This is a genomic window from Burkholderia latens, assembly GCF_001718795.1.
Taxonomy (GTDB): Bacteria; Pseudomonadota; Gammaproteobacteria; order Burkholderiales; family Burkholderiaceae; genus Burkholderia; species Burkholderia latens_A.
On the sequence record NZ_CP013437.1, the window covers coordinates 676,410 to 702,449 of the forward strand.

The following is a 26,040-nucleotide window of genomic DNA, read 5'->3' on the forward strand; positions in this document are numbered from 1 at the left end:
GAGTAGTGGGGTTGATCCGCGTGTGTTGCGTTCAGGGACAGACGTTGCCCAAGTGTTGCGAAACATGACAGCGCAGCGCTGACGGTGCGGCGCGGACGGCGTCCGTATCGATTCCGTCTGTGGCGGAACGCATGCACGCAGCGGGCAATGACCGTCGGACATTCCGACGGATTGCGGCAGATGTGCGCGTGGATGTCGCGCGCAGCGGCGGCGTTGATCCAAATTGACACAGGTGCAACGGCGTTGTCACGGGCTGCAACAGTCGAGCATCGCGCTTGTCTGCGCAGCCGCGGCAGGGTGGCCGCGGCGGAACGGTTCGGCGATCGGCATGCTTCTTGCCGTTGTCCACGCCGTGCGACGCAAGCCGTGCGATGTTCCGTCGCTCTCCGATGTAGTGCGTCGGTCAGAGCGAGCTCGAGCGCTGCAGCGGCGTCTACCGTCGATGCATCGTTACGGATAACGACATAAACAACAGGCTGGAGGAGACGGGAGATGAAGGGACTGCACGCATCGAAGCGCTGCGTCGCCGCACGGCGCGCGAGCGTCACGCTATGCGTTGGCGGCATGCTGGGTGGCTGGGCGGCGCCGGCGTCGTCGCAGGCAACGCCGGCCGACGACGTCGCTGCGCCGATGCTCGCGCCGATCGTGGTCGTCGGCACGACGCCGCTGCTCGGGATCGGTACGCCGCTGTCGCGCGTGGCGGCCAATGTGCAGACCGTTCGAGGCGGCGACGTCGCCGGTCAGCACCGCAGCGTATTGACCGACTATCTCGAGAAGAACGTGTCGAGCGTCGACATCAACGAGGCGCAGGGCAATCCGTATCAGGCAGACGTGAATTACCGCGGCTTCACCGCGTCGCCGGTCGTCGGCACGCCGCAGGGCCTGTCGGTGTTCGTCGACGGCGTGCGCGTGAACGAACCGTTCGGCGACGTCGTGAACTGGGATCTCATTCCGCAGGCAGCGATCGACACGATGCAACTGATTCCCGGTTCGAATCCGACCTTCGGCCTGAACACACTCGGCGGCGCGCTCGCGATCACCACAAAGAACGGCAGGACGAGTCCGGGCGGCGCGGCGGAGGTGTCGATCGGGTCGTGGGGCCGCAAGACGGCGCAACTCGAGCAGGGCGGGCGCATCGGCAACCACGTCGACTACTACGTGACCGGCAACGTGACGAACGACAACGGCTGGGCCGATCACAACGGCAGCCGCGTGCGGCAGGGCTTCGGCAAGCTGCGCTATACGGATGCCGATACGACGCTGTCGATCTCCGCCGGCGGCGCCGAGAATTCGCTGCAGGGCACGCAGACGATTCCGCGCTCGTTCCTCGACAACCGCGCGCAGGCGTACACATATCCCGACCTGAATCGCAACAGCGCCGCATACGTGACGATGTCCGGCGATCATTCGTTCAACGATCACGTGCAGCTCAGCGGGAACGTTTATTACCGTCATTACCGCAACACCAACATCAGCAGCAACGTGAACGATGATTTCGGCAGTGTCGACGACAACGGCGCGACCCAGACCCGGCAGGCGACCAACGATCGATCGGCGATCGCGACCGACAGCTATGGTGCAAACCTGCAACTGACACTGCTCGGCAAGGTCGCGGGCATGGAGAACCAGTTCGTCGTGGGCGCGTCCGCCGATCTTGCGAACTCGGGTTTCGACCAGTCGTCGCAGGATGCGACGTTCACGCAGACGCGCGCGACGATCGGGATCGGCGACTTCACGCCGACGACGCGCGCGAAGACACGCAATGCGAACTACGGCGTCTACTTCGACGATACGCTCGCGCTGACGCGGCAGTGGTCGCTGACGCTGGCTGGCCGCTACAACTGGTCGCGCGCGGCGATCGAGGACGTGAGCGGCCTGCAGCCGTTGCTCGACGCGCGCCATACGTTCGCGCGCTTCAACCCTGCCGTCGGCGTTACGTGGAATCCAGTGCAGGGATTCACCGCGTATGCGACGTACAACGAGGGCATGCGCTCGCCCACCGCGATCGAGCTCGCATGCGCCGATCCAGCCGCGCCGTGCTCGCTGCCGAACGACTTTCTGGCGGACCCGGCGCTGAAACCGGTGATCGCGAAGACGATCGAATTCGGCGCGCGCGGCCGCATCGCGGACGCGACGACATGGAGCGCGGCCGTCTACCGCACGACGCTCGACGACGACATCCAGTTCATCAGCAGCAACGGCGGCGCGGGCACGCTCGGCTATTTCCAGAACGTCGGCAAGACCCGCCGTCAGGGTGTCGAACTCGCGGGCCATACGCGGCTGGGTCCCGTCGGCATCGGTGTCAGCTACAGCTATGTTGATGCGCGTTACCGGTCGACATGGACCGAAAGCAGTGCGAGCAATTCGAGCGCGAACGCACAGGGCAACATCGTCGTGCGGTCCGGCGACCGCATGCCGTGCATTCCGTCGAGCACCGTAAAGTTGCGGCTCGACTATGCGGCGACCCCGAAGTGGAACGTCGGCGCCAACGTCACGTACCGCAGCGGCGTATTCGCGCGCGGCGACGAGAACAACCGGGATGTGAACGGCAAGATCCCCGGCTATGTCCTGGTCGACGTCGATACGACGTGGCAGGTGACGAAGCGCATGCAACTGTTCGCGTCGGTCACCAATCTGCTCGACAAGCGCTACGCGAGCTTCGGGACGCTTGGGCGCAACTTCTTCAACGGCCCGAATCACGGCTTCGACGGGCTCAACCCGGTCAACGAGCAGTTCATCGGCCCGGGCGCGCCGCGCGGCGCATGGATCGGCGCACGCTACGCGTGGGACTGAACCGGCGAGTCGACAGGCTGCGCAGTGTCGGGCACGGAGACGGCGAGCATGTCGCGCACCGCACGCGTGACGCCGCGCGCGAGCGCATCGTCGCTCGCGAGGTGACCGGCCCGCACACGTTCGACGATCGCGGCCGGCACCGCGCGAGCGAGACGATCGACGTTGTCGACCGGGCATACGCGGTCGCGCGTGCCGTGCACGGCGCGGATCGGCACGCCGGCCTGCGCGGCCCGTCGCGCAAGCGCGAGCAGCCGGCGCTCGCCGAGCCAGCAATGGCGCTGCAGGTAGTGCGCCTGGATTCGATATTTGTCGACCAGTCGATCGATCGCGGGTTGCGTCGGCCGCGCGCCGCGTGTCGGCCGGCCGGTGAGGATCGCGTCTTCATACGCGTTCCACGCGAGCGCGAGCGCGCGTTGCCGCGCGACGCCGGCACCGGGCTGCAGGCGTCGCGCGCAGCTGTCGATCAGGCGACGGCCGCATGCGGTGCCGGCGGCGGCCGTCAGGCGTCGCCACGCGCGGGGCGCCCGCGCGCGCGCGCCGACGAACAGGCCGCGCACTTCGCGCGGCGATGTGAGGAACAACCCGCGCAGCACGACGCCGGTCACGCGCTCGGGGTACCGTCCCGCATACGCGAGCGCGAGCGCGGCGCCCCATGATCCGCCGACGACGCCCCAGCGTGCGATGCCGAGCCGCGCGCGCAGCGCGTCGAGGTCGCCGACGAGCCTCATCGTGTCGTTGTGCCGCAAGCCCCCGCGTGGCAGCGACGCGCCTGCGCCACGCTGGTCGACCAGCACGACGCGCATGCACGTGAGGTCGAACAGGCGCAGCACCGCGGGACGGCTGCCGCTGCCGGGGCCGCCGTGCAGTACGACGACCGGCTCGCCGCGCGGGTCGCCGGCTTCGGTCCACGCGATCGTGCACGCATCGCGGGACAGGTGGCGCATGCGGATGGAGGAGCGGCGGAGCGGTTGCATATGTCGATCGTTCGTGGCGGCGAGGGCAGCGGCGCCGCGCAATGCGGCCTCCGGTGAGATGAAACGTATGAAGCCAGAATCGCACCAGTAAGGCAGATAGGGATTCGTCCGGGTGGCGACGCGAGCGCGTTTCACGCTAACACGTTCGCGATGGGCTGGAACGGTCTGCGCAGCGTTGCGCGCGTCCCGCTGTCATTCTTGCGTTTTCCTTTCATGTTGCGCGGCACGGCGCCGTGGCCGGACAACGCCGCGCGCATAACCCGTCGTGGCCCGATGTTTGCTTGCACCTATGGGAAACAGTCCGGCACCGACCGGCAGGATCCCCGGAGGAGACAATGCGCGATGACGTTCATCCGACGGCCAACGCACGGGCTACGCAGGTGCCCGGCTGGCCGACGCCGACGATCCAGAAGTCCCATCAGCGGTCCGAAACGTTCGGCCTGCAGGCGTCCGCACGCCCCGACTACGACGTGCTGTCCGGCGCCGCGCTGGCGCTCAAGCGCGAGCAGAACCGCGTGCTGTGCGTGCATGCGATGCCCGTGATGGAGACGTTGCACGAGCAGATCGTGAACACGCAGAGCATGATCGTGCTGACCGATGCGGAAGGGCTGATTCTTCACTCGATCGGCGACGACGACTTCCTGCGGCGCGCGGAGCGCGTCGCGCTGCGCCCCGGCGCGAACTGGGCGGAGAACCGGCAGGGCACCAACGCGATCGGTACCGCGCTGGCCGAGCTGTGCCCGATGGTCGTGCACGGCGATCAGCATTTCCTGGCCGCGAACCATTTCCTGACCTGCTCGAGCGTGCCGATCCTCGATCCGTACGGCGACGCGATCGGCGTGCTCGACGTGACCGGCGACCACCGCAGCTATCACCAGCACACGATGGCGCTCGCGAAGATGTCGGTGCAGATGATCGAGAACCACCTGTTTACGACGACGTTCCAGGAGACATTGCAGGTGTCGTTCCACGGCCGCCCCGAATTCCTCGGCACGTTGATGGAAGGGATCGTCGCGTTCACGGCCGACGGCCGCTTCCTGTCGGCGAACCGCAGCGCGCAGTTCCAGCTCGGCATGCCGCTCGCGGCGCTGCGCGCGCATACGCTCGCGTCGCTGTTCGACGTGACGAGCGCGCAGCTGATCGACCGTATGCGCGCGAGCACGGAGCCGCACGTGTCGCTGAACCTCGGCAACGGCGCGGTGGTCTGCGCGCGTGTGCAGTTCCGGCGCGCGTTGCGCGCCGAAGGCAGCCGGCCCGCCGAAGTGCACGACGGCGCCGCGCCGCCCGCGCGGTCCGGCGCGCCGCAGGGTGCGGCAAACCTGTCGCGGCTCAGCTATCTCGACACCGGCGATCCGCAGGTTGCGGCCGTGATCGCGAAAGTCCGCAAGGTGATCGGCAAGGACATCCCGGTGCTGATCACAGGCGAGACCGGGACCGGCAAGGAACTGCTCGCGCAGGCGATCCACAACGACTCGCCGCGCCGCGACGGTCCGTTCGTCGCGGTCAACTGCGCGTCGATTCCCGAGACGCTGATCGAATCGGAACTCTTCGGTTACGAGGAGGGCGCATTTACCGGCGCGCGTCGCAAGGGGGCGACCGGCAAGCTGCTGCAGGCGAACGGCGGCACGCTGTTTCTCGACGAGATCGGCGACATGCCTTATCCGCTGCAGGTGCGACTGCTGCGCGTGCTGCAGGAGCGCATCGTCAATCCGCTCGGCTCGACGAAGGCAATCGGCGTCGACATCGCGATCATCTGCGCGACGCACCGCGACTTGCGCGACATGATTGCGCAGAACCGTTTCCGCGAGGACCTGTACTACCGGCTCAACGGCCTCGTCGTGCGCCTGCCGCCGCTGCGCGACCGCACCGATCTGGCGGTGGTCGTGCAGAAGATGCTGCAGCGGGAGACGCTGTCGGGGCCCGGCCGCCGCCCGCTCAGCGTCGCGTCGGACGTGATGGCGCTGTTCGAGCGCTGTGCGTGGCCGGGCAACTTCAGGCAGCTCGCGAACCTGCTGCGAACGGCGGCCGCGATGGTCGACGACGACTGCGAGATCCGGTGCGAGCATTTGCCCGACGATTTCTTCGACGACCTGCGCCGCGACAGTGCGCAGACCGCGCAGACCGCGCAGACCGCGCAGACCGCGCAGCACGGCGGCGCGGCGACGGCGCCGTCCGCCGCGCAAGCCGCGACGTTCGCGCCGACGGCGACCGCCTGCGATGCGCGGCTGCAGGACGTGGCGGCCTCGGCGATCGCGGCCGCACTTGCGCGCCATGGCGGCAACGTGTCGGCCGCCGCCCGCGCGCTCGGCGTGTCGCGCAATACGATCTATCGCAAGATGCCGGCCGCCGGGACGGACGCGCGGGAGCCGGACGAACATTGAGCGCGGGCGCAAGTGTCACAGGGGTGTGTCAGGTTGCAACACCCCGGTGTTCACGGATTCAACACCTGCTCAGTCGGCGGCGCACACCGCGAACCATCGATCGATGGTTTATGAAATAAAGCTGTATTGAAATCGTAAGAATGCCGGTGGCATGCGCACCCGTTGGCAGCCGCATGCGCGCGCGGGCCGTCGCACGCCGCAAAACCGTCCCCGGCACACTCCTTGCTGAATGAGTATCGGCCGCTTGATCGATGCGGTTGTTTCGACTCACCAACTCAACAAGGAGACACATCATGCAGTGGACCACTCCCGCCTATACCGACCTGCGTTTCGGCTTCGAAATCACGATGTACATCGCCAACCGCTGATCGACGCGCGCAGTGCCGCCCGCATCGACGTACACGATGCGGCGGCACCGGGAGCACACGCAGATGAAGATCAAGATACTCGGGTCGGGCGCCGGCGGCGGGCTGCCGCAGTGGAACTGCAACTGCGGCAACTGCCGTCGTGCGCGGGCCGGCACCGACGGCATCGTGCCGCGCACGCAATCGTCGATCGCGGTCAGCGGCAACGACATCGACTGGGTGTTGGTGAATGCGTCGCCGGACATTCTCGCGCAGTTGCGCGCCAATCCCGACCTGCAACCGGCCCGTGCGATGCGCGACACCGCGATCGTGGCCGTCGTGCTCTGCGACGCGCAGATCGATCACGTCACCGGATTGCTGATGCTGCGCGAGCGCACGTCACCGCTGCCGCTGTACGCGAGCGCGCCGGTGCTCGACGATCTGTCGACCGGCTTGCCGATCGTGCCGCTGCTCGGCCACTACTGCGGCGTCGACGTGCACGCGATCGCATCGGCCGAACCGTTCGCGATTGCGGGCGCACCCGGCCTGCGCTTCACCGCCGTGCCCGTCGACAGCAAGCCGCCGCCTTATTCGCCGCGCCGCGACGCGAGCGTGGAAGGTGACAACATCGCATTCCTGATCGAAGACACGCGGACCGGCCGGCGCGCATTCTACGCGCCGGGGCTTGCCGACGTCGACGACGGCGTGCGTGCCGCGATGCGCGACGCCGATCTCGTATTGGTCGACGGGACGTTCTGGACCGGCACCGAGATGATCGATCTCGGGCTGTCGTCGAAGCACGCGGCCGACATGGGCCATCTCGCACAGTGCGGCGATCCGACACGGCCGGGCATGATCGACCGGCTGCGGATGTTGCCCGCGCGCACGCGCAAGGTGCTCACGCATATCAACAACACGAATCCGATTCTCGACCCCGGCTCGGTGCAGCGTGCGAAATTGCGCGAGCACGGGATCGAGGTCGCCCACGACGGCATGCAATTCGAGGTTTGACCCATGAACGCACCGATTCCCGCCGCTGCGCTGCACGCGACGCCCTGGAGCGCGGAGGAATTCGAGGCGCGCCTGCGCGCGCTCGAATCGCGCTACCACATCCATCATCCGTTCAACCGGCGGCTGAATGCCGGGGAGTGTTCGCCGGCGCAGATCCGCGGCTGGGTCGCGAACCGCTTCTACTATCAGGTCAGCATTCCGCTGAAGGATGCGGCGATCCTGTCCAATTGCCCGGATCGCGACACGCGCCGGCTATGGGTCGAGCGCATTCTCGACCATGACGGCCACGGCGATCAGGAGGGCGGGATCGAAGCGTGGGCGCGGCTCGGCGAAGCGGTCGGGATCGGGCGCGAGCAACTGTGGTCGCTCGAGCACGTGCTGCCCGGCGTGCGATTCGCGGTCGACGCATACGTCAATTTCGCGCGGCGCGCGCCATGGCAGGAAGCCGTGTGCTCGTCGCTGACCGAGATGTTCGCGCCGCAGATCCACCTCGACCGGCTCGCTGGCTGGCCGTCGCACTATCCGTGGATCGATGCGCAAGGGCTGCAGTATTTCCGCAGCCGCGTGCCGCTCGCACAGCGCGACGTCGAGCACGGGCTTGCGGTCACGCTGCGCCATTTCACGACCCCGGCCGCGCAACGGCGCGCGCTCGACATCCTGTCGTTCAAACTCGATGTGCTGTGGTCGATCCTCGACGCAATTGAAAAGGCGTATCCGGCATGAATACCAACGACGCCGTCAGCGGCGTGCCGCTGCGTCCTTCGCTTAAGGGCATGTACCGTCTGCAATGGGAGGCGGCCCAGGATGCGTACGTGCTCCTGTATCCGGAAGGGATGGTCAGGCTCAATCCGAGCGCGGGCGAGATCCTCGCGCGCTGCGACGGCACGCGCGAGCTCGACGACATCATCGACGAGCTCGAGCAGTTGTTCAGCACGTCGGATCTCGCGTCGGACGTCTACCGCTTTCTCGATCACGCGCGACTGCGCGGCTGGCTCGACTGACATGGACACGACATCCGCTCCGAACCGGCCGTCCCCGCCGCTGTGGCTGCTCGCCGAGCTTACGTACCGGTGCCCGCTGCATTGCGCGTTCTGTTACAACCCCGTCGACTTCGCGACGCATGGGCCGGAACTCGACACCGACACGTGGCGTGCGGTGATCGGCGACGCGCGTGCGCTCGGCGCGGCGCAGATCGGCTTTTCCGGCGGCGAGCCGCTGCAGCGCGGCGATCTTGAAGATCTGGTGCAGCATGCGCGTTCGCTCGGCTTCTATACCAACCTGATCACGTCGGGCGTGGGCCTCACCGACGCACGCATCGACCGGCTCAAGGCCGCCGGGCTCGATCACATCCAGCTGTCGTTGCAGGATTCGACGCGCGAGCTGAACGATTTCCTGACGAGCACGCGCACATTCGAACTGAAGCGCGGCGTGGGCCGGATGATCAAGTCGCGCGGCTACCCGATGGTGCTGAACTGCGTGCTGCATCGGTACAACCTGCCGCACGTCGCGCAGATCATCGAGATGGCGCTCGATCTCGGCGCCGATTTTCTCGAGCTCGCGAACACCCAGTACTACGGCTGGGCGATGCTCAATCGCGACCAGCTGATGCCGACCGCCGAGCAGCTGCGCGAAGCGGAGGAAACCGTCAACCGCTACCGGAAGCTCGTCGGCGAGCGGTGCAAGATCCTGTTCGTCGTCCCGGACTACTTCGAGCACCGCCCGAAGGCTTGCATGAACGGGTGGGGCTCGGTATTCCTCGGCGTCGCGCCGGACGGCACCGCGCTGCCGTGCCATGCCGCACGCTCGCTGCCGGGCCTCGCGCTGCCGAACGTGCGTGACCGTTCGCTAAAGGAGATCTGGTACGAAAGCGACGCGTTCAATGCATTTCGCGGCGACGGCTGGATGCGGGACCCGTGCCGCACCTGCGACGAGCGTCACGCGGATCATGGCGGATGCCGATGTCAGGCATACATGCTTGCCGGCGATCCGGCAGAGGCCGATCCCGTGTGTGCGAAGTCCGCACATCACGGCGTCGTCGAGCAGGCGGTGCAGTTCGCGCGGCGGCCGGCACGGCAGGACGAGCGGCCGCTGGTTTTTCGCAGTGTTGCCAATTCGGTCGGGCGCCCCGCTCCATCCGATGTCTGAAACGCCTTTTTAATTCAAACGCGTCTTCGATGGATGCGTAGCGCGTCGGCATCCGGCGCTGCGTGTCCTGCCTCGCCCGACTCCCCCTTTCGACCGACGCACGACGGTCACAAGAACGATTCGCCCCGCGGGGCGATTTCAGTGCTTACCTGCACGCGTTCGGATATGACAGAAGCGCGTACACCCGCCCCGCGCAATGACCGCGGATTCGCGGGCCATACGCATCCCGCGCAATCGAACGTAAAGCGGAGTAACGCGATGTAATCAGCGATCGGCCATTTCGGCGACAACGTTTGCGCGACGCTATATCGAAGCATTCGATGCCGCGGCCGGTTTTACGTTGGCCATACGATATGAAATATTCGCGCGATTTACATTAATGCGAGCCACGCTCTTCGGGAGTGCGCTTTCATGAAATCGAAGTGCGCCAAATGCAAATGCGGCTTCGTCGATTCACTCCGCCATTCCGTATCGCGGCCGCGCAAATGCCGGTAGACGCATGGCGTGCGGACGCTTAAAGCGCACCGCAGTGCCCCGCGACGTCGAACTTCACTCGAAATGCGCGATTAAGCGAGGTAGCGGCCGGGCAGCCCGGCGGGCCGGTGCGCACGGCCTGCCGACGTCATTCTTTGGACGCGTGATTCACACGGTACCGGTATCCGGTTGTGCACCACGGGAATGAAACCGCTGGTGGTCACGCATTCTCATCGCCATACTCCTCCGACGTTCAATGCGGCAGTGCCAGCCGCAATCCGCCGACTCGCCGGTTTCCCCCTCTCGTCGCTCTTCGCGGGACGAGTTGTCTCGGTTATCCCGATTCAAATTGTCAGATGTTGATGCAGATCAATTGCCTGGACAGTTGTATGTGCGCATTTCTACAGGGTGTGACAAATCTCAATAAATAGTGCCGTACCACGGGCTTGATGGATTCGGACAACAACACGGCAAAAACGGACAGTGCGAAATCAGCGGGCGAGGGTCGCCCCTATGATGCGGCGCAGAAAAGACAAATGTAAAAAATTGTTAAAGGGCGGTAATGATGCAAACAGTGTCGACTCATTTCTCGACGGGGTTAAGCGTGAATCGTGGTAGAAGCGCCGGCAACGGGCATCAACGAGCAAGCGTAATCGTACTGTTGCTCGAAGGTTTTTCCATCATGCAAATGGGCAAGCTGGCCGCCGTTTTCGAACTCGCAAATCAGCTAGGGCGCGCCGACGGGTCTTTTACCGACCGGTACGAATTGCGACTGTATTCGGTGCATGGCGGCCCGGTCCGTTCGTCATCGGGCGTCGGCATATGGACAGAAGCGGCCCGTACGCTGGAGGCGAGCACGGTGCACGCGATGTTCGTGCTGAGCGGTCAGGATGGAATCGACGCGCTTGACGAACAGCTGATCGGCTGGCTGCGGCATGCGTATCAGCGCGCGCGGGTCGTGCGCGGCAGTCACGGCGGTCGCAAATTGCTCGCGCAGATTCACCTGACCCAGAAGGGCGCCGAAAAGGCCGCGGCCGGGATGAACTGCGGTCATGCGTCATCCGACGGCCGCGAAGACGGCGAGACGGGCGACGAAGACGAGGGGCCGTTTTCCGACGCATTGTCGATCGTCAGGACCGACATGGGCTACGAAATCGCGCAGGAAATCGTGATGTGCATGGTATCCGGTGCGAACCGCAAGCTGACCGACGTGTTGTTCGGCGCGCGTGTCGCGCGCGCGAGCACGTTGATCCGGATGGCCGCGCATCATCTTCGCGTGAACAGCGAGAACCGGATTTCGATTGCCGATGCCGCACAGGCTGCAGCGATGAGCGAGCGCAATTTCTTGCGGCGCTTCAAGAACGAGATCGGCGTTACCCCGACCGAGTTCGTGTTGAAAATCCGGCTCGAAAAGGCGTGTCGCATGCTGATCGAGACCGACCTTCCGGCGGACAAGGTCGCGCGCCGCACCGGCCTCGGCAGCGGCGACCGGATGGCTAAACTGTTTCGTCAGCACCTGCAGACGTCCCCGACCGAATATCGCGCGGCCGCCCGGAAGAGCGGCGGCGCATCGGCGGACCTGCTCTTCACATCGGACTTTGGCGACTGGATGAGCGGCGCACCATCGTAGACGTGCCATCGACGTGTGACGTGCGCGGCCGTGCGCCGCGTCGGCCGATGCGGCGCAATTGCATCGTGCGAAGGAATTAATGTCCAATCCGGATAAAGAATGCGTTATTCGGATTTCGTCAATTCCCGCCATAAATCGCGCTTCATGCGACGAAGGCGGATTCAGCCACAATCGTGGCGCGGTCCGACACGGACCGATCCAAAACCGCTTCCCCCGATTAATTTATCGGCTGGCCTTTCGAGGAGTCAGCACCCCGGCACTCCTCGGAATTTTGCCTGCCGTGCTGCATTGCGCACACCGTGCAGGCCTTTTTATTCAATGAGCGAGTGTCCGGCCTTCGATGAGCGGATGCTCGCCTCCAGCCTGCCGCCGTACCGCGTCGGTGCGTCGAACGCACGATGCGCAAGCGGCGGCACGCGTGCCGAGTGGCGAATCCGCATGCAATGGCGCGTCGTACGCGCAATTGAAATTCGACAGGAAATGGTTGTGCATGACCGTTGAGTGTGGATTAAACCTGCATCGTTCTATTTATGAAAGCGATCGAATAATTCGCGCTCCGAACCTGCCTTGATGTGTTCCGCCATCAGCAAGGCGAATTCGGACGACGACGGTGGAGGCACGAGTCGCGGCGAATATGATGCGCTGCGGAAACGTTGAAGCAACGGTATCGCGACAGGCGCGCCCGATGGACGCGCCGCGGCACGAGGCTCCGCTGCATCGCGAACGGATGTTGGACGATGAATTAGGAGTTCATATCAATGAATTCGTTGATCAATCGGGCAACCGATGTCGGGCTGATCGTGCTGGGTGCGTTCATTCCCGCGTTGATAGGTGCCACCGGCGGTGTGCGTGGAACCCTGTTCGACGGTGCGCTCGTCGCGTTCGCGGCCGCGCTCGCGCTGTCGGTATTTCCGGCCTGCGGCATCTACGAGGCCGCGCGCACGCGCTCGGCGCTGCACATACTCGGCCGCACGGTGCTCGCCTGGATCGTTGTGCAGGGCATGAGCACCGCGCTGCTGTACCTGCTTCACCGCGCTCACGTGCTGTCGAGCCAGTGGTTCGTGTACTGGACGCTCGCGAGCGGGGTCGGGCTGATCGCATTCCGCGCGCTGACGCTCGCGATCTTCGGCATGCTCGAGCGGGCCAGCGGCCAGATGCGAGCGGTGGCCATCGCGCAGGCCGACCTGCACGGGCAACGCACGGTCAGCCGCATCAAGCGGATCGTCAAGCGCACCTTCGACCTGGCCGGCGCGTCGCTGCTGCTCGTCATGCTCGCGCCGGTGTTGCTCGGCATCGCGTGGCTCGTGCGGCGCGACGGCGGCCCGGCGATCTTCGGCCACGAGCGCGTCGGCCGCGACGGCCGGCGGTTCAAGTGCCTGAAATTCCGGTCGATGGTGACGAACGCGGATGCGGTGCTCAAGGCGCTGCTGGAGCGCGATGCCGATGCCCGCGCGGAATGGCATCGAGAATTCAAGCTCAAGCACGACGTGCGCATCACGCCGATCGGCCGCCTGCTGCGCAAGACGAGTCTCGACGAACTGCCGCAGCTGCTCAACGTGCTGAAGGGCGACATGAGCCTGGTCGGGCCGCGTCCGATCGTCGAAGCCGAACTCGAGCGCTACGGCGCCGACTTGCGCTACTACCTGATGGCGAAGCCCGGCATGACGGGCCTCTGGCAGGTCAGCGGCCGTAACGACACCGACTATGCGACGCGCGTGTCGCTCGATGTGCGCTACGTGCGCGAATGGTCGCTGCGTCGCGATATCGGCATTCTGTTCCGGACGATTACCGTCGTGGTGCGCGGTTCCGGCGCGTATTAGTACGCGAGCGGCGCGCGTCCGCGCGCGAGTGCGCCACGGTGCGGCGACAACGCGGTATTTGGCAGAAGCAGTGGCAACAAGCATGTCCGGTCTCGACAGGGGTGCTGTACTCGCGGGCGACACGCCGCGGGGCGACCGAAGCAATTCCAAATTAAAAAAGTGCGAGGTTGTAATGCAGAGGTTGCATCAAACGGAGTCGGCGCGCGCGTGCGCGCCGTGGCGGCCATCGCGGGCCGGCCGGATCGCGATGATCCTGCCGCTGTGTGCATTGCTGGGCGCATGCGGGATCGCGCCGGGCATGCGCATGCAGCAGCCGGCGTCGATCCCGCTGCACGACGGCGCCACGCCGGCCGACAACGCTGCGGAGCTCCCGGTGCCGGTCACGAACATCGATGTGGCGCTGATCCGGCGCCTGCGCGACTCCGAGCGCAGTGCGCGCGGCGAACCGCACGATATCGTCTCGGCGCCGGACGCATACACCATCGGACGCGGCGACGTGCTGCAGATCACCGTCTGGGACCACCCGGAGCTTGCCGCTGCACTCGGCGCGCCCGCGCAGGCCGCGCCACGCGCCGCGGATGCGCCGCCGGGTTTCGTCGTCGATCAGGACGGCACGCTGCAATTTCCGTTCGCGGGCCGGTTGCCGGTGGCCGGACTGACGGCCGAGCAGGTGCAGACGCAGCTTACGCGCCGCCTCGACAGGACGTTCAGGAATCCGCAGGTGACGGTGCGCATTGCATCGTTCCGTGCGAAGCAGGTGTATATCGAGGGCGAGGTGCATACGCCTGGTTCGCAATCCGTGAACGACATTCCGATGACGCTGTATGACGCGATCGGGCGGGCCGGGGGATTTTCCGCGTCGGCAGACCAGAGCCGCATCGTGCTCGTGCGCGACGGCGTCGAACGACGGATCGACCTGACCGAGATGGCCGAGCAGGGCCGCAATCCATCGAAGATCGTGCTGCGCAACGGCGATCTCGTGCGCGTATTGCCACGCGACGAGAGTGGCGTGTTCGTGATGGGCGAGGTCAACAAGCCGGTCACCGCGCTGCCGATGCGAAACGGTCGGCTGACGCTGAGCGAGGCCATCGCGCAGGCCGGCAGCCTCAACGCGAATACGGCCGACGCCGCTCAGCTGTATGTGGTGCGCGGGATGCAGGACGAGCGGCCGCAGGTCTATCACCTGGATGCACGCTCGCCGGTCGCGATGGTACTGGCCAATCAGTTCCAGCTGAAGCCGAAGGACATCGTATACGTCGACGGCAACGGGCTCGTGCGCTTCAGCCGCGTGCTCAGCCTGCTGCTGCCTGCCGTCAACGCAGGTCTGACCGCGGCGATTGCGACCAAATGATCGAATCGATCCTGATCGTCTGCGAGGGCAACATCTGCCGCAGCCCGATGGCCGAAGCGATGCTGCGGCACGCCATGCCCGGGCGGCGCGTCGCATCCGCCGGGCTGAACGCGCTGGTCGGCATGCCGGCCGCACCGTATGCATGCGAGGTGATGCAGATGCGCGGCTTCGACGTGTCGACGCATCGCGCGCAGCAGGTCGACCGCTCACTGTGCATCGACGCCGACCTGATCCTCGTGATGGACCGCCGCCAGCGCACGTCGCTCGAGAACCAGTTCCCGTTCGTGCGGGGTCGCGTGTTCCGTCTCGGCGAGTACACGGATTTCGACGTGCACGACCCTTACCGCCAGCCCCGCTTCGTGTTCGAACGCTGCGCACGCCTGATCGAACTCGGCGTGTCCGAGTGGTCGAAGCGCCTGCGTATCGTCTGACGCGGCTGCAGGTCGATGCCTCACTGGAACCCAATACACGCATATCGTCGCCATGACCCAACCCTCCATCCCGCCGCAGCGACCTGCCGATGACGGCAGCGAGACCGATTTCGTCGCGGTGCTCGACATCCTGCTGGAAAGCCGCTGGCTGATCGCGGCCATTACGTGCGCGCTGCTCGCCGCCGGGCTCGCGTATGCCATTCTCGGCAAGCCCGTATTCGAAGCGAACATCATGGTCCAGGTCGAGGACAGCCCCGACACGTCGGCTGCCAAGTCGTTGCTCGGCGACGTTTCGTCACTGTTCGACGTCAAGTCGTCGGCCGCCGCCGAACAGCAGATTCTCGCGTCCCGCCTTGTCGTCGAACGCGCGGTCGACAAGCTCAACCTGTTCATCGACGCTCAGCCGAAGCGCTTTCCGCTGATCGGCGACTGGATCGCGCGCCACAGCGACGGCTTGTCCGATCCGGGCCTGGCCGGCTTCGGCGGCTACGTCTGGGCGCGCGAGCGCATCGACGTGCGGCGCTTCGACGTGCCGCGCAAGAACGAAGGCGACCCGTTCACGCTGACAAGCCTCGGCGGCAAGCGCTATCGGCTGGAAGGCGGCGATCTCGACGCACCCGTTGAAGGGACGGTCGGCGAGCTCGAACGCTTCCGGTCGCCGCGCGGCCCAATCACGCTGCAGGTCGCGTCGATCGCCGCGAAACCCGGCGCCGCGTTCGTACTGGTGCGCAACTCGCGGCTGAAGACAATCGAGGACATCCGCGACCGCCTCAACGTGCAGGAGCGCGTGAAGCAGTCGGATGTCGTCGTCGCCAGCCTGCAGGACACCGATCCGAAATGGGTCAGCGACACGATGAACGAAATCGGCCGTCAGTACGTGCGGCAGAACATCGAGCGGAAATCGGCGGAGGCAGCGCAGTCGCTGGAATTTCTGACTGCGCAGTTGCCGCAGCTCAAGCAGCAGCTGACCGATTCCGAAGCGCGGTTGACGAAACTGCGCGACGAGCGTGGCACGGTCGATCTGACCGAGGAGGCGAAGCTCGCGCTCGCGCAGACCGCCGACGCGAAGACGCGCCTGCTCGAACTACAGCAGAAACGGCAGGAACTGCTGTCGCGCTTCACCGAACGGCACCCGAGCGTCGCGGTGATCGACGAGCAGATCGCCGCGCTCGGCGGCTATCGGAAGGCGGCCGAGCAGCAGATCCGGCGCTTGCCGGACCTGCAACAGGAAATGGTGCGGCTGATGCTCGACGTGAAGGTCAACACCGACTTGTACACTGCACTGCTCAACAACATGCAGCAGTTGCAGCTCGTGCAGGCGGGCAAGACCGGCAACGTGCGCCTCGTCGATACTGCGGCGGTGCCGGAAGTGGCGGTGCGGCCGAAGAAAGCGCTCGTCGTGCTGGCGTCGGTGCTGCTCGGGTTGCTCGCGGGTTGCGGCACCGCGATCCTCCGGTCGATGCTGTTTCATGGCGTCTCGGATCACAATGAGATCGAGCGTCGTCTTGGCCTGGCGGTGTACGCGACGGTGCCGATCAGCGACCATCAGCGCGATCTGGCCGAGGAGGCTGCGCGCAAGAGCGGACACAAGTCGATCCTGGCGATCGACTTCCCGAACGAGCCTGCGGTCGAATGCCTGCGGAGTTTGCGCACTGCGCTGCAGTTCGCGATGCTCGAGGCAAAAAACAACATCGTGCTGATTGCAGGTCCCGCTCCCGGCGTCGGCAAGACCTTTCTGTCGTCGAACCTCGCGGTGGTCATGGCAAGCGCCGGCAAGCGGGTGTTGCTGATCGACGGCGACATCCGCAAGGGCCGGCTGCACGACTATCTCGGCTTCCCGCGCGGCCGCGGCTTCACGGAGCTGATCGCAGGCAGCGCGCGCGTGGAGGATGTGATTCACCGCGAAGTGGTCGACGGTCTCGACTTCATCTCCACGGGGACGATGCCGAAGAATCCCGCCGAACTGCTGCTGAACCGCAATCTCGCGACGCTGGTCGGCGATTTGTCGTCGCGCTACGACATCGTCGTCATCGACTCGGCACCGGTACTCGCCGTGCCGGATACCGGCATACTCGGCGCAGTCGCCGGCACCGCGCTGCTGGTCACGATGGCGGGCAAGACGAAGCTCGGCGAAATCGGCGAGTCGGCCAAGCGCTTCGCGCAGAACGGCGTTCGCCTGAACGGCGTGATCTTCAACGGCGTCAATCCGCGCCTCGGACAGTACGGGTACGGGTCGAAGTACGGCGGTTATCGCTACGTCGCGTACGAATACGGGGTGCAGGATGCGTGACGCCTGCGGGATGGCCGTCGTGGGCCGGTCGCGCGCATCCGGTCGTGCACGGCACACGGAGGCGAGATGATCAATCCACGGGATTCGATCGTGTCGCTCGCCGGCGTCGTGGCCGGGCAGATCGCGCTGTTCGTCTGCATATTCGTGATCGGACGGCGTTTCGGTCCGGAGTCGCTCGGCCACTTCAACTATCTGCTCGCGCTTGCGACCTTCATCGGCACGCTGCTCGCGTTGCGTTACGAGCTCGCGTGCGTCGACGATGTGCCGGGCGAATCGTTCAACGCGTTCGTCAACGTGACGATGCTGAGCGTGGCCGTCGTCGCCGGCGTCACGGCGCTGCTTGCGATCGCCGGCCGTGGCGATCTGTATCCGGTTTCCGCCTATGCACTGGCAACGTTCGTGCAACTGGCTGCCGGATCCTATCTGAACAGCCTTCGGCGCTACGGCTGGATCGCGCTGTCCCGCGTGGTGGTCAACGGTGCGTTCCTCGCGGGCCTCATGCTGTCGCTCGCGTGCGATGCGTGCGCGCATGTCGACGTGTTTGCGCTGTACACGTGGGTGAGCGTCGCGGTATCGATCGTGATGGCGGTTGCGATTCTGTTGTCCGGTTATCGGTCCGGGTATTCGTTCCGGCTCTCGCGCGAATTTTTCGTCAGGAACCGGCGTTTCGCGCTGTATATCCTGCCGTCGACGCTATGCGCGTCGGTGCTGACCTACGCGCTGTCGATCGCGATTCCGCACTGGTTCGACGCGCAGAGCGCCGGTTACTTCGCCGCCGCGTACCGGCTCGGGTTCTTTCCGGTGTCGCTGATCGCACAAAGCGTCGGCGGCGTGTTCCGCCGCGACGCGATCGGCGCAATGGCACGCGCGGATGCGGGCACGACGGTGCCGCGCGTGTACCGGATTTACGCGCGCGCGCTCACGGCGCTAGCGGCCATATACCTGGCTGGCGGACTCGTGCTGTTCGCGCCGCTCGTCAACCTGTTCTTCGGCGAAAGCTGGCGCGGCTCGGTCGGGTTCTATCACAGCCTGATGCCGCTGTTCGCTTTGCAGCTGATCTACGTGCCGCTGTCGCAGATCTTCCTGGCGGCGCGTGCGCAACGTATCGATTTCCTGTTTCAGCTGACCTGCGGCGTGTGTCTTGCCGGCGCGCTATGCATTGCGCGATTGATGGATCTGTCGGCCGCCACGAGCGTGCAGGTTTTTTCGCTGACCGGTACGGTGCTGATGGCGGCAGGCATCGCGCTCACCTACCGGGTTCTCGGGACAAGCCTGTCCGCGCCGCGAGCGGTGGCGTGAGATCGCAGACACGACGAACGAGCACACCATGATCCTGATAGTCGTTGATTCCCTCGAGCGTTACTACTTCGTCACTCGCCTCGTGCACGCCGTGCGTCACGAATATGCGTTCGCGTTCCTGACCAGCGAACCGGTCGCGCATCTCGGCCTGCTGCTGAACGGCTATCGGTCGGTGTATCTGAACCGCCTGACGCCGATCGGCAAGTCAGACGGCCAGCAGGTCGACCACACGCCATACCAGCTGTCGATCGAAGTGCTGAACGGGCAGATGTCAGAGGCGCGCGCCAAGCGCGAGTCCGCGGCGATTTTCCATATCGCGTCGGAACTGCTGCGCGCGCTGCGTGTCGAGCAGTGCGTGATGTGGAACGGGCAGCAGCTTGTGTGTCGCGCGGTGCGGCAGGCGTGTGCGGTGCACGGCGTCGCCACGCGCTTCATCGAGATCTCGAACCTGCCGGGCAAGCTGTTCGTCGATCCACTGGGCGTCAACGCACTGTCGACCATCAGCCGCAACCCGGAAGTCGTCGATCGGCTGCCGCGGCCAGACGAGGACACGCATGCGCGCTGGCTGTCGGCATATGAACGCTACAAGCAGATGCCGCTGCCGCAGGCGCGGACCTCGTGGGCGCGCAAGACCCTGTCCGCAACCAACTATGTGCTGAAGGTGCTCAGTCGCGGCGTCGGCCGCAGGCGCGTCGCGAGCGTGCGCGCGCGCAACGGAATGCCGGCGCCGCGCGATGCCAGGCACATGTCGGTCGATACGCTGGCAACCTGCCGCTATGTGTTCCTGCCGCTTCAGGTGTCCGGCGATACGCAGATCAAGCTGCACTCCGACGTCGGCAATCTCGACGCGATCCGTCACGCGTTCGAGTTCGCGGCGAACGAGAACGCCGATCTGTTCGTGAAGCTGCATCCGGCCGAGACGGACGCAGCGGAGATCGACGCGATCGTGCGCCTGCAGCAGACCTATCGCTTCGAGATCGTAACGTCGCCGACGACGGAGCTGCTTCGGCATGCGCATGCGGTCGTGACGATCAATTCGACGGTCGGGCTCGAGGCGATGCTGTACGGAAAGCGCGTTGTGTCGCTCGGCCGTTGCTTCTACAGGGATTTCGACCGCGAGCGGCTGCTGAAGTACATCCATTCGTTCCTGGTCGACGGTATCGACTATTTCGGCGCGGCGCGCATTCCTGCCGATGCCGCGCGACGCGTGTTCGGGAGTCGGTACTGACATGGCCGTATCGTTGCGACAGACCGCCGAGGCGATCGCCGAAGACTGCCGCCGCAACGCGTTCGTCAAGACGCGCTGCGTGGTGATCTTCTACCGCGTCGCACATTACCTCGCGTGCCGGAGCCGGTTCACGCTGCTGGCCGGCGCGCCGCTGATCCTCCTTTACATCGTGGTGTGCGACTGGCTCATGGGCATCGAGATTCCGGTCAAGACGAAGATCGGCAAGGGACTCGCGCTTTATCACGGTACCGGACTCGTGATCAACGGCTATGCGGTGATCGGCGATTACTGCACGCTGCGGCACGGCGTGACCATCGGTAACACGATCCTGAAGGACGGCACGATCGGCGGCGTGCCGACGATCGGCGATCACGTGGAGTTCGGCGTGCACAGCATCGTGCTCGGCGCGGTGCGTGTCGGCGACCGCGCGCGGATCGGCGCGGGGGCAGTGGTATTGCGCGACATACCGGACGGCCGCGTGGCCGTCGGCGTGCCGGCACGGATTCTCGACATTGGGCAGGGACCGACATGAAAGTATTCATTCTCCATCCCGGCAAGGCGAATTATCCCGAGATCGCTGCGTACGGACGTCGTCTGAGAACGCACGGCTTCGAGGTGTTCGACGGCGATCTCGACGCGTACGCGCGCTTTCCGGACCGGCAACAGTGCATTCTGTGGTGCATCATGGGCTTCTATCGCGCGTTGCCGCCTGCGCGATTCGTGATTCATGACTATCGGTCGCTGTCGGTCGGCCGGCTCGCGGCGCTCAAGGATCGCGTGAAGCGAGCGCTGAACGTGCGCCCCGATCTGCGCATCTTCCAGAACGCGCGGATGCGCGACGCGATGGCGTTTCGCGACGGCGTGCGTTCGCTGCTGCTGCCGATGGGCGTGCCGGACTGGATTTTCGACCCGGCCCGCGCCGATGCCCACGACGCCCGGCAAACCGCGGCCGGCCGGTTCTGCTATATCGGCGAGATGAGTCGTGAACGCGGCTTTCATAAGGTGCTGGCCGCCTATCGCGATGCGCGGCGCGACGAAGCGGATACGCTCGTGCTGGTCGGCAACCCGGAGCCCGAGATCCGCGCGGCGTTCGCCGATACGCCGGGCATCCGCTTCGTCGGCCGCGTGCCGCAATCCGACGCGTTGCGGATCGTTCGCGACAGCGAATACGCGGTGTGCTTTTTTCCTTATCACCGTCCGCATTGTTTTCAGACGCCAACGAAGCTGCTTGAGTACGCGTCGCTGGGCAAGAAGATCGTATGCAACGACGCGCCGTCGAATGTGCGTACGGCGCATGAACTCGGGATTCAGTGTCACGTGACTGGCGCCACGATCTTCGACGAGCTGTTTCCACTGTCGAAGATTCGCGCGCGCTGTCCCGATCCGGCCGCAATGAAGTCGCTGGAATGGGGGCGCGTGATCGAACGATCGGGGGTGCTCGCGTATATCGATGCGGTGGCCGGGCGCGGGCCACGCGTTTGACGGGACTATTCGCCATCGGCACGCGATGACTCATTCCTCATGAAACGGCCTCAGATGAAAATCGTCCACATAGTCGAATCCAGCGCGACGGGCACGTTGTCGATGGTGTGTCTGATCGCGAATCGTCTTGCCCGCGAAGGGCACGACGTGCATGTCGTCTACTCGGTGCGGCCCGACACGCCGCAGGGACTCGCCGCGATGTTCGACGCGCGCGTGTCGCTGCGCCATGTGCAAATGAAAGGCATGGGCCTGCTGCGCACGGTCGGCCGGCTGCGCGCGACGCTGAACGAGATCGGTCCGGACGTCGTACACCTGCATTCGTCGTTTGCCGGTTTTCTCGGGCGGCTGTCGACGTTGTTTGCGTTGCCGAAGACGGCATTCTTCTACAGCCCGCACTGCATTTCGTTCATGCGTCGCGATATCTCGGGCATGAAGCGTCTGGCGTTCGTCGCCCTCGAATGGATCGCGTGCGTGCGCAAATGCCTGTACGTCGCGTGTTCCGAAAGCGAAGGCCGCGCGATCCGCGCATGGCTTCGTCAACCGGTGGTGGTGGTCGAGAATGCAGTGAGCGACGTCACGTCGTCTACCCACAGGGGCAACGTCGACGCGTTGGCCGCTGCTCCCCGTTGCGTGGTGACTGTTGGCGGCATCCGTGCGCAAAAGAATCCCGAATTGTTTGCCCGGATCGCGCAACGCATGCGGGCGCACGGCACCCGCTTCGTATGGATCGGCGACGGCGACGCGGCATTGAAGTCAACGCTGACGGAAGCGGGCGTCGAAGTAACCGGATGGCTGCCGCACGACGAGGTCGCGTGCCGGCTCGGGCGCGCGGACGTGTATCTGTCGACGTCGTCGTGGGAGGGCATGCCGGTATCGGTCATCGAGGCGATGCTGGCCGGCCGGCCCGTGGTCGTGTCCGACTGTGCCGGCAACGTGGACGTCGTGCGTCATATGCAGACAGGCGTGGTGTACGCGACGGCGGCCGACGCAATCGCGTGGCTGACGCGCATCGTCGGCGACGACACGCTATGCAGCCAACTGGGCCGCCGGGCACGCGACGAGGCGCGGCAGCGCTTCGGCGAGGAGCGCCTGTTCGCGGAACTCGCACCGCTCTATGCTGCACGTGCGGCCCGCTGACAGTCGGAAGCGGCCGCGCTTGACCCGAGCGCTCGCGCGGCTGCTGCTGTCGCGCATGCGCTGCAACACCTTTCCCATTTCGTGGAGAACAGGATGAATGTAACCATCACCCCCGACATCATCGCCGGGAACGACCGGCCGTTCGTGCTCTTCGGCGGTCTCAACGTGCTCGAAAGCGTCGACTTCACGCTCGACGTCTGCGGCACGTTCGTCGAGGTCACGCGAAGTCTCGGCATTCCGCTGGTGTTCAAGGCATCGTTCGACAAGGCGAACCGCTCATCGATTCACTCGTATCGCGGCGTCGGGTTCGACGAGGGGCTCAGGATCTTCGATGAGGTCAAGCGCCGGTTCGGCGTACCGGTCATAACCGACGTGCATGAAGTGTGGCAGGCCGAGCCGGTCTCTCAGGTCGTCGACGTGTTGCAGGTGCCGGCATTCCTTGCGCGTCAGACGGATCTCGTCGTCGCGATCGCGCAGACAGGCAAACCGGTCAACATCAAGAAGCCGCAGTTCATGAGCCCGACGCAGATCGAGCACGTCGTGTCGAAGTGCCGCGAGGCCGGCAACGGCAACGTGATCCTGTGCGAGCGCGGGTCTTCGTTCGGTTACGACAACCTCGTCGTCGACATGCTTGGCTTCCGCCAGATGCGCGATGCGACGGGCGACTGCCCGGTGATCTTCGACGTCACGCACAGCCTGCAGATGCGCGATCCGGGCGGCGCCGCGTCAGGCGGCCGGCGGCGCCAGGTCCTCGATCTCGCGCGCGCGGGGATGGCGGTCGGACTCGCCGGGCTGTTCCTCGAAGCGCATCCGGATCCCGATCGCGCCCGCTGCGACGGTCCGAGCGCGCTGCCGCTCGCATTGCTCGAGCCGTTCCTGCAGCAGGTGAAGGCGGTCGACGACCTGGTCAAGCGGTTGCCGCCGCTCGAGATCCGATGAGCGGCGCAATGTATCGCGGGCCCGTGCGCCTGGTGCTGTTCGACGTCGACGGCGTGCTGACCGACGGTCAGCTTCATGTCACAGGCGACGGCGAGTTCATGAAGAGTTTTCACGCCAGGGACGGCGTCGCGTTTGCGCTGTTGCGCGCGCACGGCATCCACACCGGCATCCTGTCGGGCAAGCACAGCGGTGCACTGGCATGGCGCGCGCAGCAGCTCGGCGTGGACGTGCTGGTGACCGGTTGCGACGACAAGGCCGCCGGTTATGCGGACATCAAGAGACGTCAACGGCTCGACGACCACGAGATCGCGTATGTTGGCGACGACGTGAACGATCTCCCGGTCATTGAACGCGTCGGCGTGTCGTATGCGCCAGCCGATGCGCATCGTCTCGTGCGTTCACGGGTCGATCGTGTCACGGATATCGCCGGCGGCCGCGGTGTGGCAAGGGCGGTGGCAGAGCATCTGCTGGCCGAGGGCGGACTGTCGTTCGACGACGCGTACCGGCCGCTGCTCGAACAATGGAGCGGTCATGACGTCGTGCAGTAATCTGCGGCCGGTGCGCGTCGTGATTCCCGCCCGGTACGGTTCGACGCGACTGCCCGGCAAGCCGCTCGTCGATCTGGACGGCACGCCGATGATCGTTCGCGTGCATGCGCGTGTGCGCCGTGCGCTGCCGGGTGTCGACATCGTCGTCGCGATCGACGACGCACGCATCGCCGATGTGCTCGACGCACGAGGCGTCCGCTTCGCGATGACCGATGCCCGTCATGCGTCCGGCACCGATCGCGCGGCGGAAGTCGCGCGCATGCTCGGCTGGGCCGACACCGATGCGGTGATCAACGTGCAGGGCGACGAACCGCTCGTGCCGAGCGCGCTGTTGCAAGCGTTCGCCGGCTTCTGTGGCGCCGCGCCGGACCTCGGTGTCGCGACGGTGGCGTGCCCGGTCGGGGACGCCGCGCTGCTCGACGAGCCGGCGATCGTCAAGCTTGTCGTCGATTGCCGCGGCCGCGCGCTGTATTTCTCGCGCGCGGCGATCCCGTTCTGTCGGGACGGGCGACCCGCAGACGCGGCCCACGCAAGTGAATCGGGCAGCGGCAGGTTCCTGCGCCACATTGGCCTCTACGGCTATGGGAATGCGACCTTGCAGGCACTGGCGAGCACGGCGCCGTGCGAGCTCGAGCAGCTGGAAAAGCTCGAGCAGTTGCGCGCGCTCTGGCTCGGCTTGCCGATCGACGTAATGCGCTGGCCCGATGCGCCGCCGCCCGGCATCGATACGCCCGACGACGTCGAGCGCGTCGTCTCCCTTCTCAAACGGCACACCCATGATGCGACAGAACCATACTGAATCGGCGCGGCAGGTCTTCGAGATCGAGTCGCTTGCACTGGCCGGCGTGGCCGCACGGCTCGACGCGAACTTCGACGACGCGATCGAGATCGTTCTTGCTTCGCGCGGCCGCGTCGTCGTGTGCGGCATGGGCAAGTCCGGCATCGTCGGCAGGAAGATCGCCGCGACGCTGTCGAGCACCGGCACGCCCGCGTTCTTCATGCATCCGGGCGAGGCCTATCACGGCGATCTCGGCATGGTGACGCCGGACGACACGTTTCTCGCGATTTCGAATTCCGGCGAAACCGACGAAGTGATCAAGCTGATTCCGTTCCTGCGCAGCAACGGCAACGACCTGATCGCACTCACCGGCAACGCCGCGTCGGCGCTGGCGCGCGCCGCGCGCGCCCATCTCGACATTGGCGTCGAGCGCGAGGCGTGTCCGCTGCAACTCGCGCCGACTGCATCGACGACGGCGACGCTCGCGATGGGCGACGCGCTGGCGGTCACGCTGATGCGCGCACGCGGCTTTCAGCCCGAACACTTTGCGCGCTTTCATCCCGGCGGCTCGCTCGGCCGCCGGTTGCTGTCGACCGTCGACGACGAAATGGCGCGTGGAAACCTGCCGTTCGTGACGGAGGACATGTCGACACTCGATGTGCTGGATGCGATGACGCGCGGGCGGCTCGGGCTCGCGATCGTGAAGCGGCCCGCCGGCTGGGGCATCGTGACCGACGGCGACATCCGTCGCGCGATCGAGCGTCACGGCGACGGTGTGTTGCGGCGAACGGCAGCCGACATGATGTCGATCGAGCCGTCGACGGTGCGGCCCGGCACGCGGGTCGAGGACGCGCTTCAGCTGATGCAGCAACAGCGGATCGGGGCGCTGCTGGTCGTCGACGGCGATGAGGTCGTCGGCGTGTTCAAGAAGTAGCAGAAGGCGTCCGCAGCGTCGGATGACGCGCGGAAGCGCCGGCGCCGGCAC

22 protein-coding genes are annotated in these 26,040 nt (G+C 65.6%); 21 read left to right on the plus strand and 1 reads right to left on the minus strand.

The annotated features are described in order from the left end of the window. Positions 1–492: 492 nt before the first annotated feature. Positions 493–2,793: a TonB-dependent receptor gene (locus tag WK25_RS18590; RefSeq protein WP_069242322.1), complete on the plus strand. Its 2,301-nt coding sequence runs from the start codon at positions 493–495 to the stop codon at positions 2,791–2,793. Here the strand turns inward: WK25_RS18590 and WK25_RS18595 are convergent. Beyond that, positions 2,778–3,767 (minus strand): alpha/beta fold hydrolase, encoded by a 990-nt coding sequence (locus tag WK25_RS18595; protein ID WP_226209067.1) that lies wholly within the window; start codon positions 3,765–3,767, stop codon positions 2,778–2,780. The genes WK25_RS18590 and WK25_RS18595 overlap by 16 nt on opposite strands. Positions 3,768–4,102: 335 nt before the next feature. On the opposite strand from WK25_RS18595, the gene WK25_RS18600 reads away from it, so the two are divergent. From WK25_RS18600 to WK25_RS18690, 20 genes are all read left to right on the plus strand, one after another. Continuing rightward, positions 4,103–6,148, plus strand: a complete 2,046-nt coding sequence (locus WK25_RS18600; RefSeq protein ID WP_069242323.1) for a sigma-54-dependent Fis family transcriptional regulator — start codon at positions 4,103–4,105, stop codon at positions 6,146–6,148. 293 nt (positions 6,149–6,441) lie between these two features. Further along, positions 6,442–6,516: a pyrroloquinoline quinone precursor peptide PqqA gene (gene pqqA, locus WK25_RS30580; RefSeq protein WP_006410019.1), complete on the plus strand. Its 75-nt coding sequence runs from the start codon at positions 6,442–6,444 to the stop codon at positions 6,514–6,516. Positions 6,517–6,579: 63 nt separating this feature from the next. Next, positions 6,580–7,503, plus strand: a complete 924-nt coding sequence (gene pqqB, locus WK25_RS18605; protein WP_069242473.1) for a pyrroloquinoline quinone biosynthesis protein PqqB — start codon at positions 6,580–6,582, stop codon at positions 7,501–7,503. A 3-nt stretch (positions 7,504–7,506) separates the two neighbouring features. After that, positions 7,507–8,226: a pyrroloquinoline-quinone synthase PqqC gene (gene pqqC, locus WK25_RS18610; RefSeq protein WP_069242324.1), complete on the plus strand. Its 720-nt coding sequence runs from the start codon at positions 7,507–7,509 to the stop codon at positions 8,224–8,226. Then, complete coding sequence (gene pqqD, locus WK25_RS18615) at positions 8,223–8,504, plus strand: pyrroloquinoline quinone biosynthesis peptide chaperone PqqD (protein WP_038571643.1); 282 nt, start codon at positions 8,223–8,225, stop codon at positions 8,502–8,504. The genes pqqC and pqqD overlap by 4 nt, the downstream gene beginning before the upstream one ends. A 1-nt stretch (position 8,505) precedes the next feature. Beyond that, a complete protein-coding gene (pqqE, locus tag WK25_RS18620) occupies positions 8,506–9,648 on the plus strand; it encodes a pyrroloquinoline quinone biosynthesis protein PqqE (protein WP_069242325.1) in 1,143 nt (380 codons plus the stop codon). A 1,036-nt stretch (positions 9,649–10,684) separates the two neighbouring features. Then, positions 10,685–11,752, plus strand: a complete 1,068-nt coding sequence (locus tag WK25_RS18625) for a helix-turn-helix domain-containing protein (protein WP_080294432.1) — start codon at positions 10,685–10,687, stop codon at positions 11,750–11,752. Positions 11,753–12,510: 758 nt separating this feature from the next. Further along, entirely contained in the window at positions 12,511–13,572 is a 1,062-nt protein-coding gene (locus WK25_RS18630) for a sugar transferase (protein WP_069242326.1), read from the plus strand. A gap of 172 nt (positions 13,573–13,744) precedes the next feature. After that, the gene (locus WK25_RS18635; protein WP_038571653.1) at positions 13,745–14,923 is read left to right on the plus strand and encodes a polysaccharide biosynthesis/export family protein; all 1,179 of its coding nucleotides are present in this window, start codon (positions 13,745–13,747) and stop codon (positions 14,921–14,923) included. After that, positions 14,920–15,354, plus strand: coding sequence for a low molecular weight protein-tyrosine-phosphatase (locus tag WK25_RS18640; RefSeq protein ID WP_038571655.1), 435 nt, complete (start codon positions 14,920–14,922; stop codon positions 15,352–15,354). The genes WK25_RS18635 and WK25_RS18640 overlap by 4 nt, the downstream gene beginning before the upstream one ends. A 52-nt stretch (positions 15,355–15,406) precedes the next feature. Further along, a complete protein-coding gene (locus WK25_RS18645; protein WP_069242327.1) occupies positions 15,407–17,644 on the plus strand; it encodes a polysaccharide biosynthesis tyrosine autokinase in 2,238 nt (745 codons plus the stop codon). 66 nt (positions 17,645–17,710) lie between these two features. Continuing rightward, complete coding sequence (locus tag WK25_RS18650) at positions 17,711–18,943, plus strand: oligosaccharide flippase family protein (RefSeq protein WP_069242328.1); 1,233 nt, start codon at positions 17,711–17,713, stop codon at positions 18,941–18,943. Positions 18,944–18,971: 28 nt separating this feature from the next. Continuing rightward, positions 18,972–20,171: a capsular biosynthesis protein gene (locus WK25_RS18655; RefSeq protein ID WP_069242329.1), complete on the plus strand. Its 1,200-nt coding sequence runs from the start codon at positions 18,972–18,974 to the stop codon at positions 20,169–20,171. A gap of 1 nt (position 20,172) precedes the next feature. Continuing rightward, positions 20,173–20,703, plus strand: a complete 531-nt coding sequence (locus WK25_RS18660; RefSeq protein ID WP_038571663.1) for a serine O-acetyltransferase — start codon at positions 20,173–20,175, stop codon at positions 20,701–20,703. Then, positions 20,700–21,653: a glycosyltransferase gene (locus WK25_RS18665; protein ID WP_069242330.1), complete on the plus strand. Its 954-nt coding sequence runs from the start codon at positions 20,700–20,702 to the stop codon at positions 21,651–21,653. Before WK25_RS18660 ends, WK25_RS18665 begins: the two co-directional genes overlap by 4 nt. Positions 21,654–21,692: 39 nt before the next feature. Beyond that, positions 21,693–22,790 (plus strand): glycosyltransferase, encoded by a 1,098-nt coding sequence (locus WK25_RS18670; protein WP_226209065.1) that lies wholly within the window; start codon positions 21,693–21,695, stop codon positions 22,788–22,790. Positions 22,791–22,883: 93 nt separating this feature from the next. Next, positions 22,884–23,729, plus strand: a complete 846-nt coding sequence (gene kdsA / locus WK25_RS18675; RefSeq protein ID WP_038571671.1) for a 3-deoxy-8-phosphooctulonate synthase — start codon at positions 22,884–22,886, stop codon at positions 23,727–23,729. Then, positions 23,726–24,277, plus strand: a complete 552-nt coding sequence (locus WK25_RS18680) for a KdsC family phosphatase (RefSeq protein ID WP_069242332.1) — start codon at positions 23,726–23,728, stop codon at positions 24,275–24,277. The genes kdsA and WK25_RS18680 overlap by 4 nt, the downstream gene beginning before the upstream one ends. Then, on the plus strand, positions 24,261–25,076 hold the full coding sequence (gene kdsB, locus WK25_RS18685) for a 3-deoxy-manno-octulosonate cytidylyltransferase (protein WP_069242333.1): 816 nt from the start codon (positions 24,261–24,263) through the stop codon (positions 25,074–25,076). The genes WK25_RS18680 and kdsB overlap by 17 nt, the downstream gene beginning before the upstream one ends. Then, positions 25,054–25,989, plus strand: a complete 936-nt coding sequence (locus WK25_RS18690) for a KpsF/GutQ family sugar-phosphate isomerase (protein ID WP_069242334.1) — start codon at positions 25,054–25,056, stop codon at positions 25,987–25,989. Before kdsB ends, WK25_RS18690 begins: the two co-directional genes overlap by 23 nt. Positions 25,990–26,040: the final 51 nt, after the last annotated feature.

Bases quoted from the DNA above. Each gene is read 5' to 3' on its own strand.
- pqqE (WP_069242325.1), top strand. From the start codon at position 8,506: ATGGACACGACATCCGCTCCGAACCGGCCGTCCCCGCCGCTGTGGCTG.
- WK25_RS18640 (WP_038571655.1), top strand. From the start codon at position 14,920: ATGATCGAATCGATCCTGATCGTCTGCGAGGGCAACATCTGCCGCAGC.
- pqqB (WP_069242473.1), top strand. From the start codon at position 6,580: ATGAAGATCAAGATACTCGGGTCGGGCGCCGGCGGCGGGCTGCCGCAG.
- pqqD (WP_038571643.1), top strand. From the start codon at position 8,223: ATGAATACCAACGACGCCGTCAGCGGCGTGCCGCTGCGTCCTTCGCTT.
- WK25_RS18600 (WP_069242323.1), top strand. From the start codon at position 4,103: ATGCGCGATGACGTTCATCCGACGGCCAACGCACGGGCTACGCAGGTG.
- pqqC (WP_069242324.1), top strand. From the start codon at position 7,507: ATGAACGCACCGATTCCCGCCGCTGCGCTGCACGCGACGCCCTGGAGC.
- WK25_RS18665 (WP_069242330.1), top strand. From the start codon at position 20,700: ATGAAAGTATTCATTCTCCATCCCGGCAAGGCGAATTATCCCGAGATC.
- WK25_RS18595 (WP_226209067.1), bottom strand. From the start codon at position 3,767: ATGCAACCGCTCCGCCGCTCCTCCATCCGCATGCGCCACCTGTCCCGC.
- WK25_RS18590 (WP_069242322.1), top strand. From the start codon at position 493: ATGAAGGGACTGCACGCATCGAAGCGCTGCGTCGCCGCACGGCGCGCG.
- WK25_RS18645 (WP_069242327.1), top strand. From the start codon at position 15,407: ATGACCCAACCCTCCATCCCGCCGCAGCGACCTGCCGATGACGGCAGC.
- WK25_RS18680 (WP_069242332.1), top strand. From the start codon at position 23,726: ATGAGCGGCGCAATGTATCGCGGGCCCGTGCGCCTGGTGCTGTTCGAC.
- kdsA (WP_038571671.1), top strand. From the start codon at position 22,884: ATGAATGTAACCATCACCCCCGACATCATCGCCGGGAACGACCGGCCG.
- WK25_RS18625 (WP_080294432.1), top strand. From the start codon at position 10,685: ATGATGCAAACAGTGTCGACTCATTTCTCGACGGGGTTAAGCGTGAAT.
- WK25_RS18630 (WP_069242326.1), top strand. From the start codon at position 12,511: ATGAATTCGTTGATCAATCGGGCAACCGATGTCGGGCTGATCGTGCTG.
- WK25_RS18670 (WP_226209065.1), top strand. From the start codon at position 21,693: ATGAAACGGCCTCAGATGAAAATCGTCCACATAGTCGAATCCAGCGCG.
- kdsB (WP_069242333.1), top strand. From the start codon at position 24,261: ATGACGTCGTGCAGTAATCTGCGGCCGGTGCGCGTCGTGATTCCCGCC.
- WK25_RS18635 (WP_038571653.1), top strand. From the start codon at position 13,745: ATGCAGAGGTTGCATCAAACGGAGTCGGCGCGCGCGTGCGCGCCGTGG.
- WK25_RS18655 (WP_069242329.1), top strand. From the start codon at position 18,972: ATGATCCTGATAGTCGTTGATTCCCTCGAGCGTTACTACTTCGTCACT.
- WK25_RS18660 (WP_038571663.1), top strand. From the start codon at position 20,173: ATGGCCGTATCGTTGCGACAGACCGCCGAGGCGATCGCCGAAGACTGC.
- WK25_RS18690 (WP_069242334.1), top strand. From the start codon at position 25,054: ATGATGCGACAGAACCATACTGAATCGGCGCGGCAGGTCTTCGAGATC.
- WK25_RS18650 (WP_069242328.1), top strand. From the start codon at position 17,711: ATGATCAATCCACGGGATTCGATCGTGTCGCTCGCCGGCGTCGTGGCC.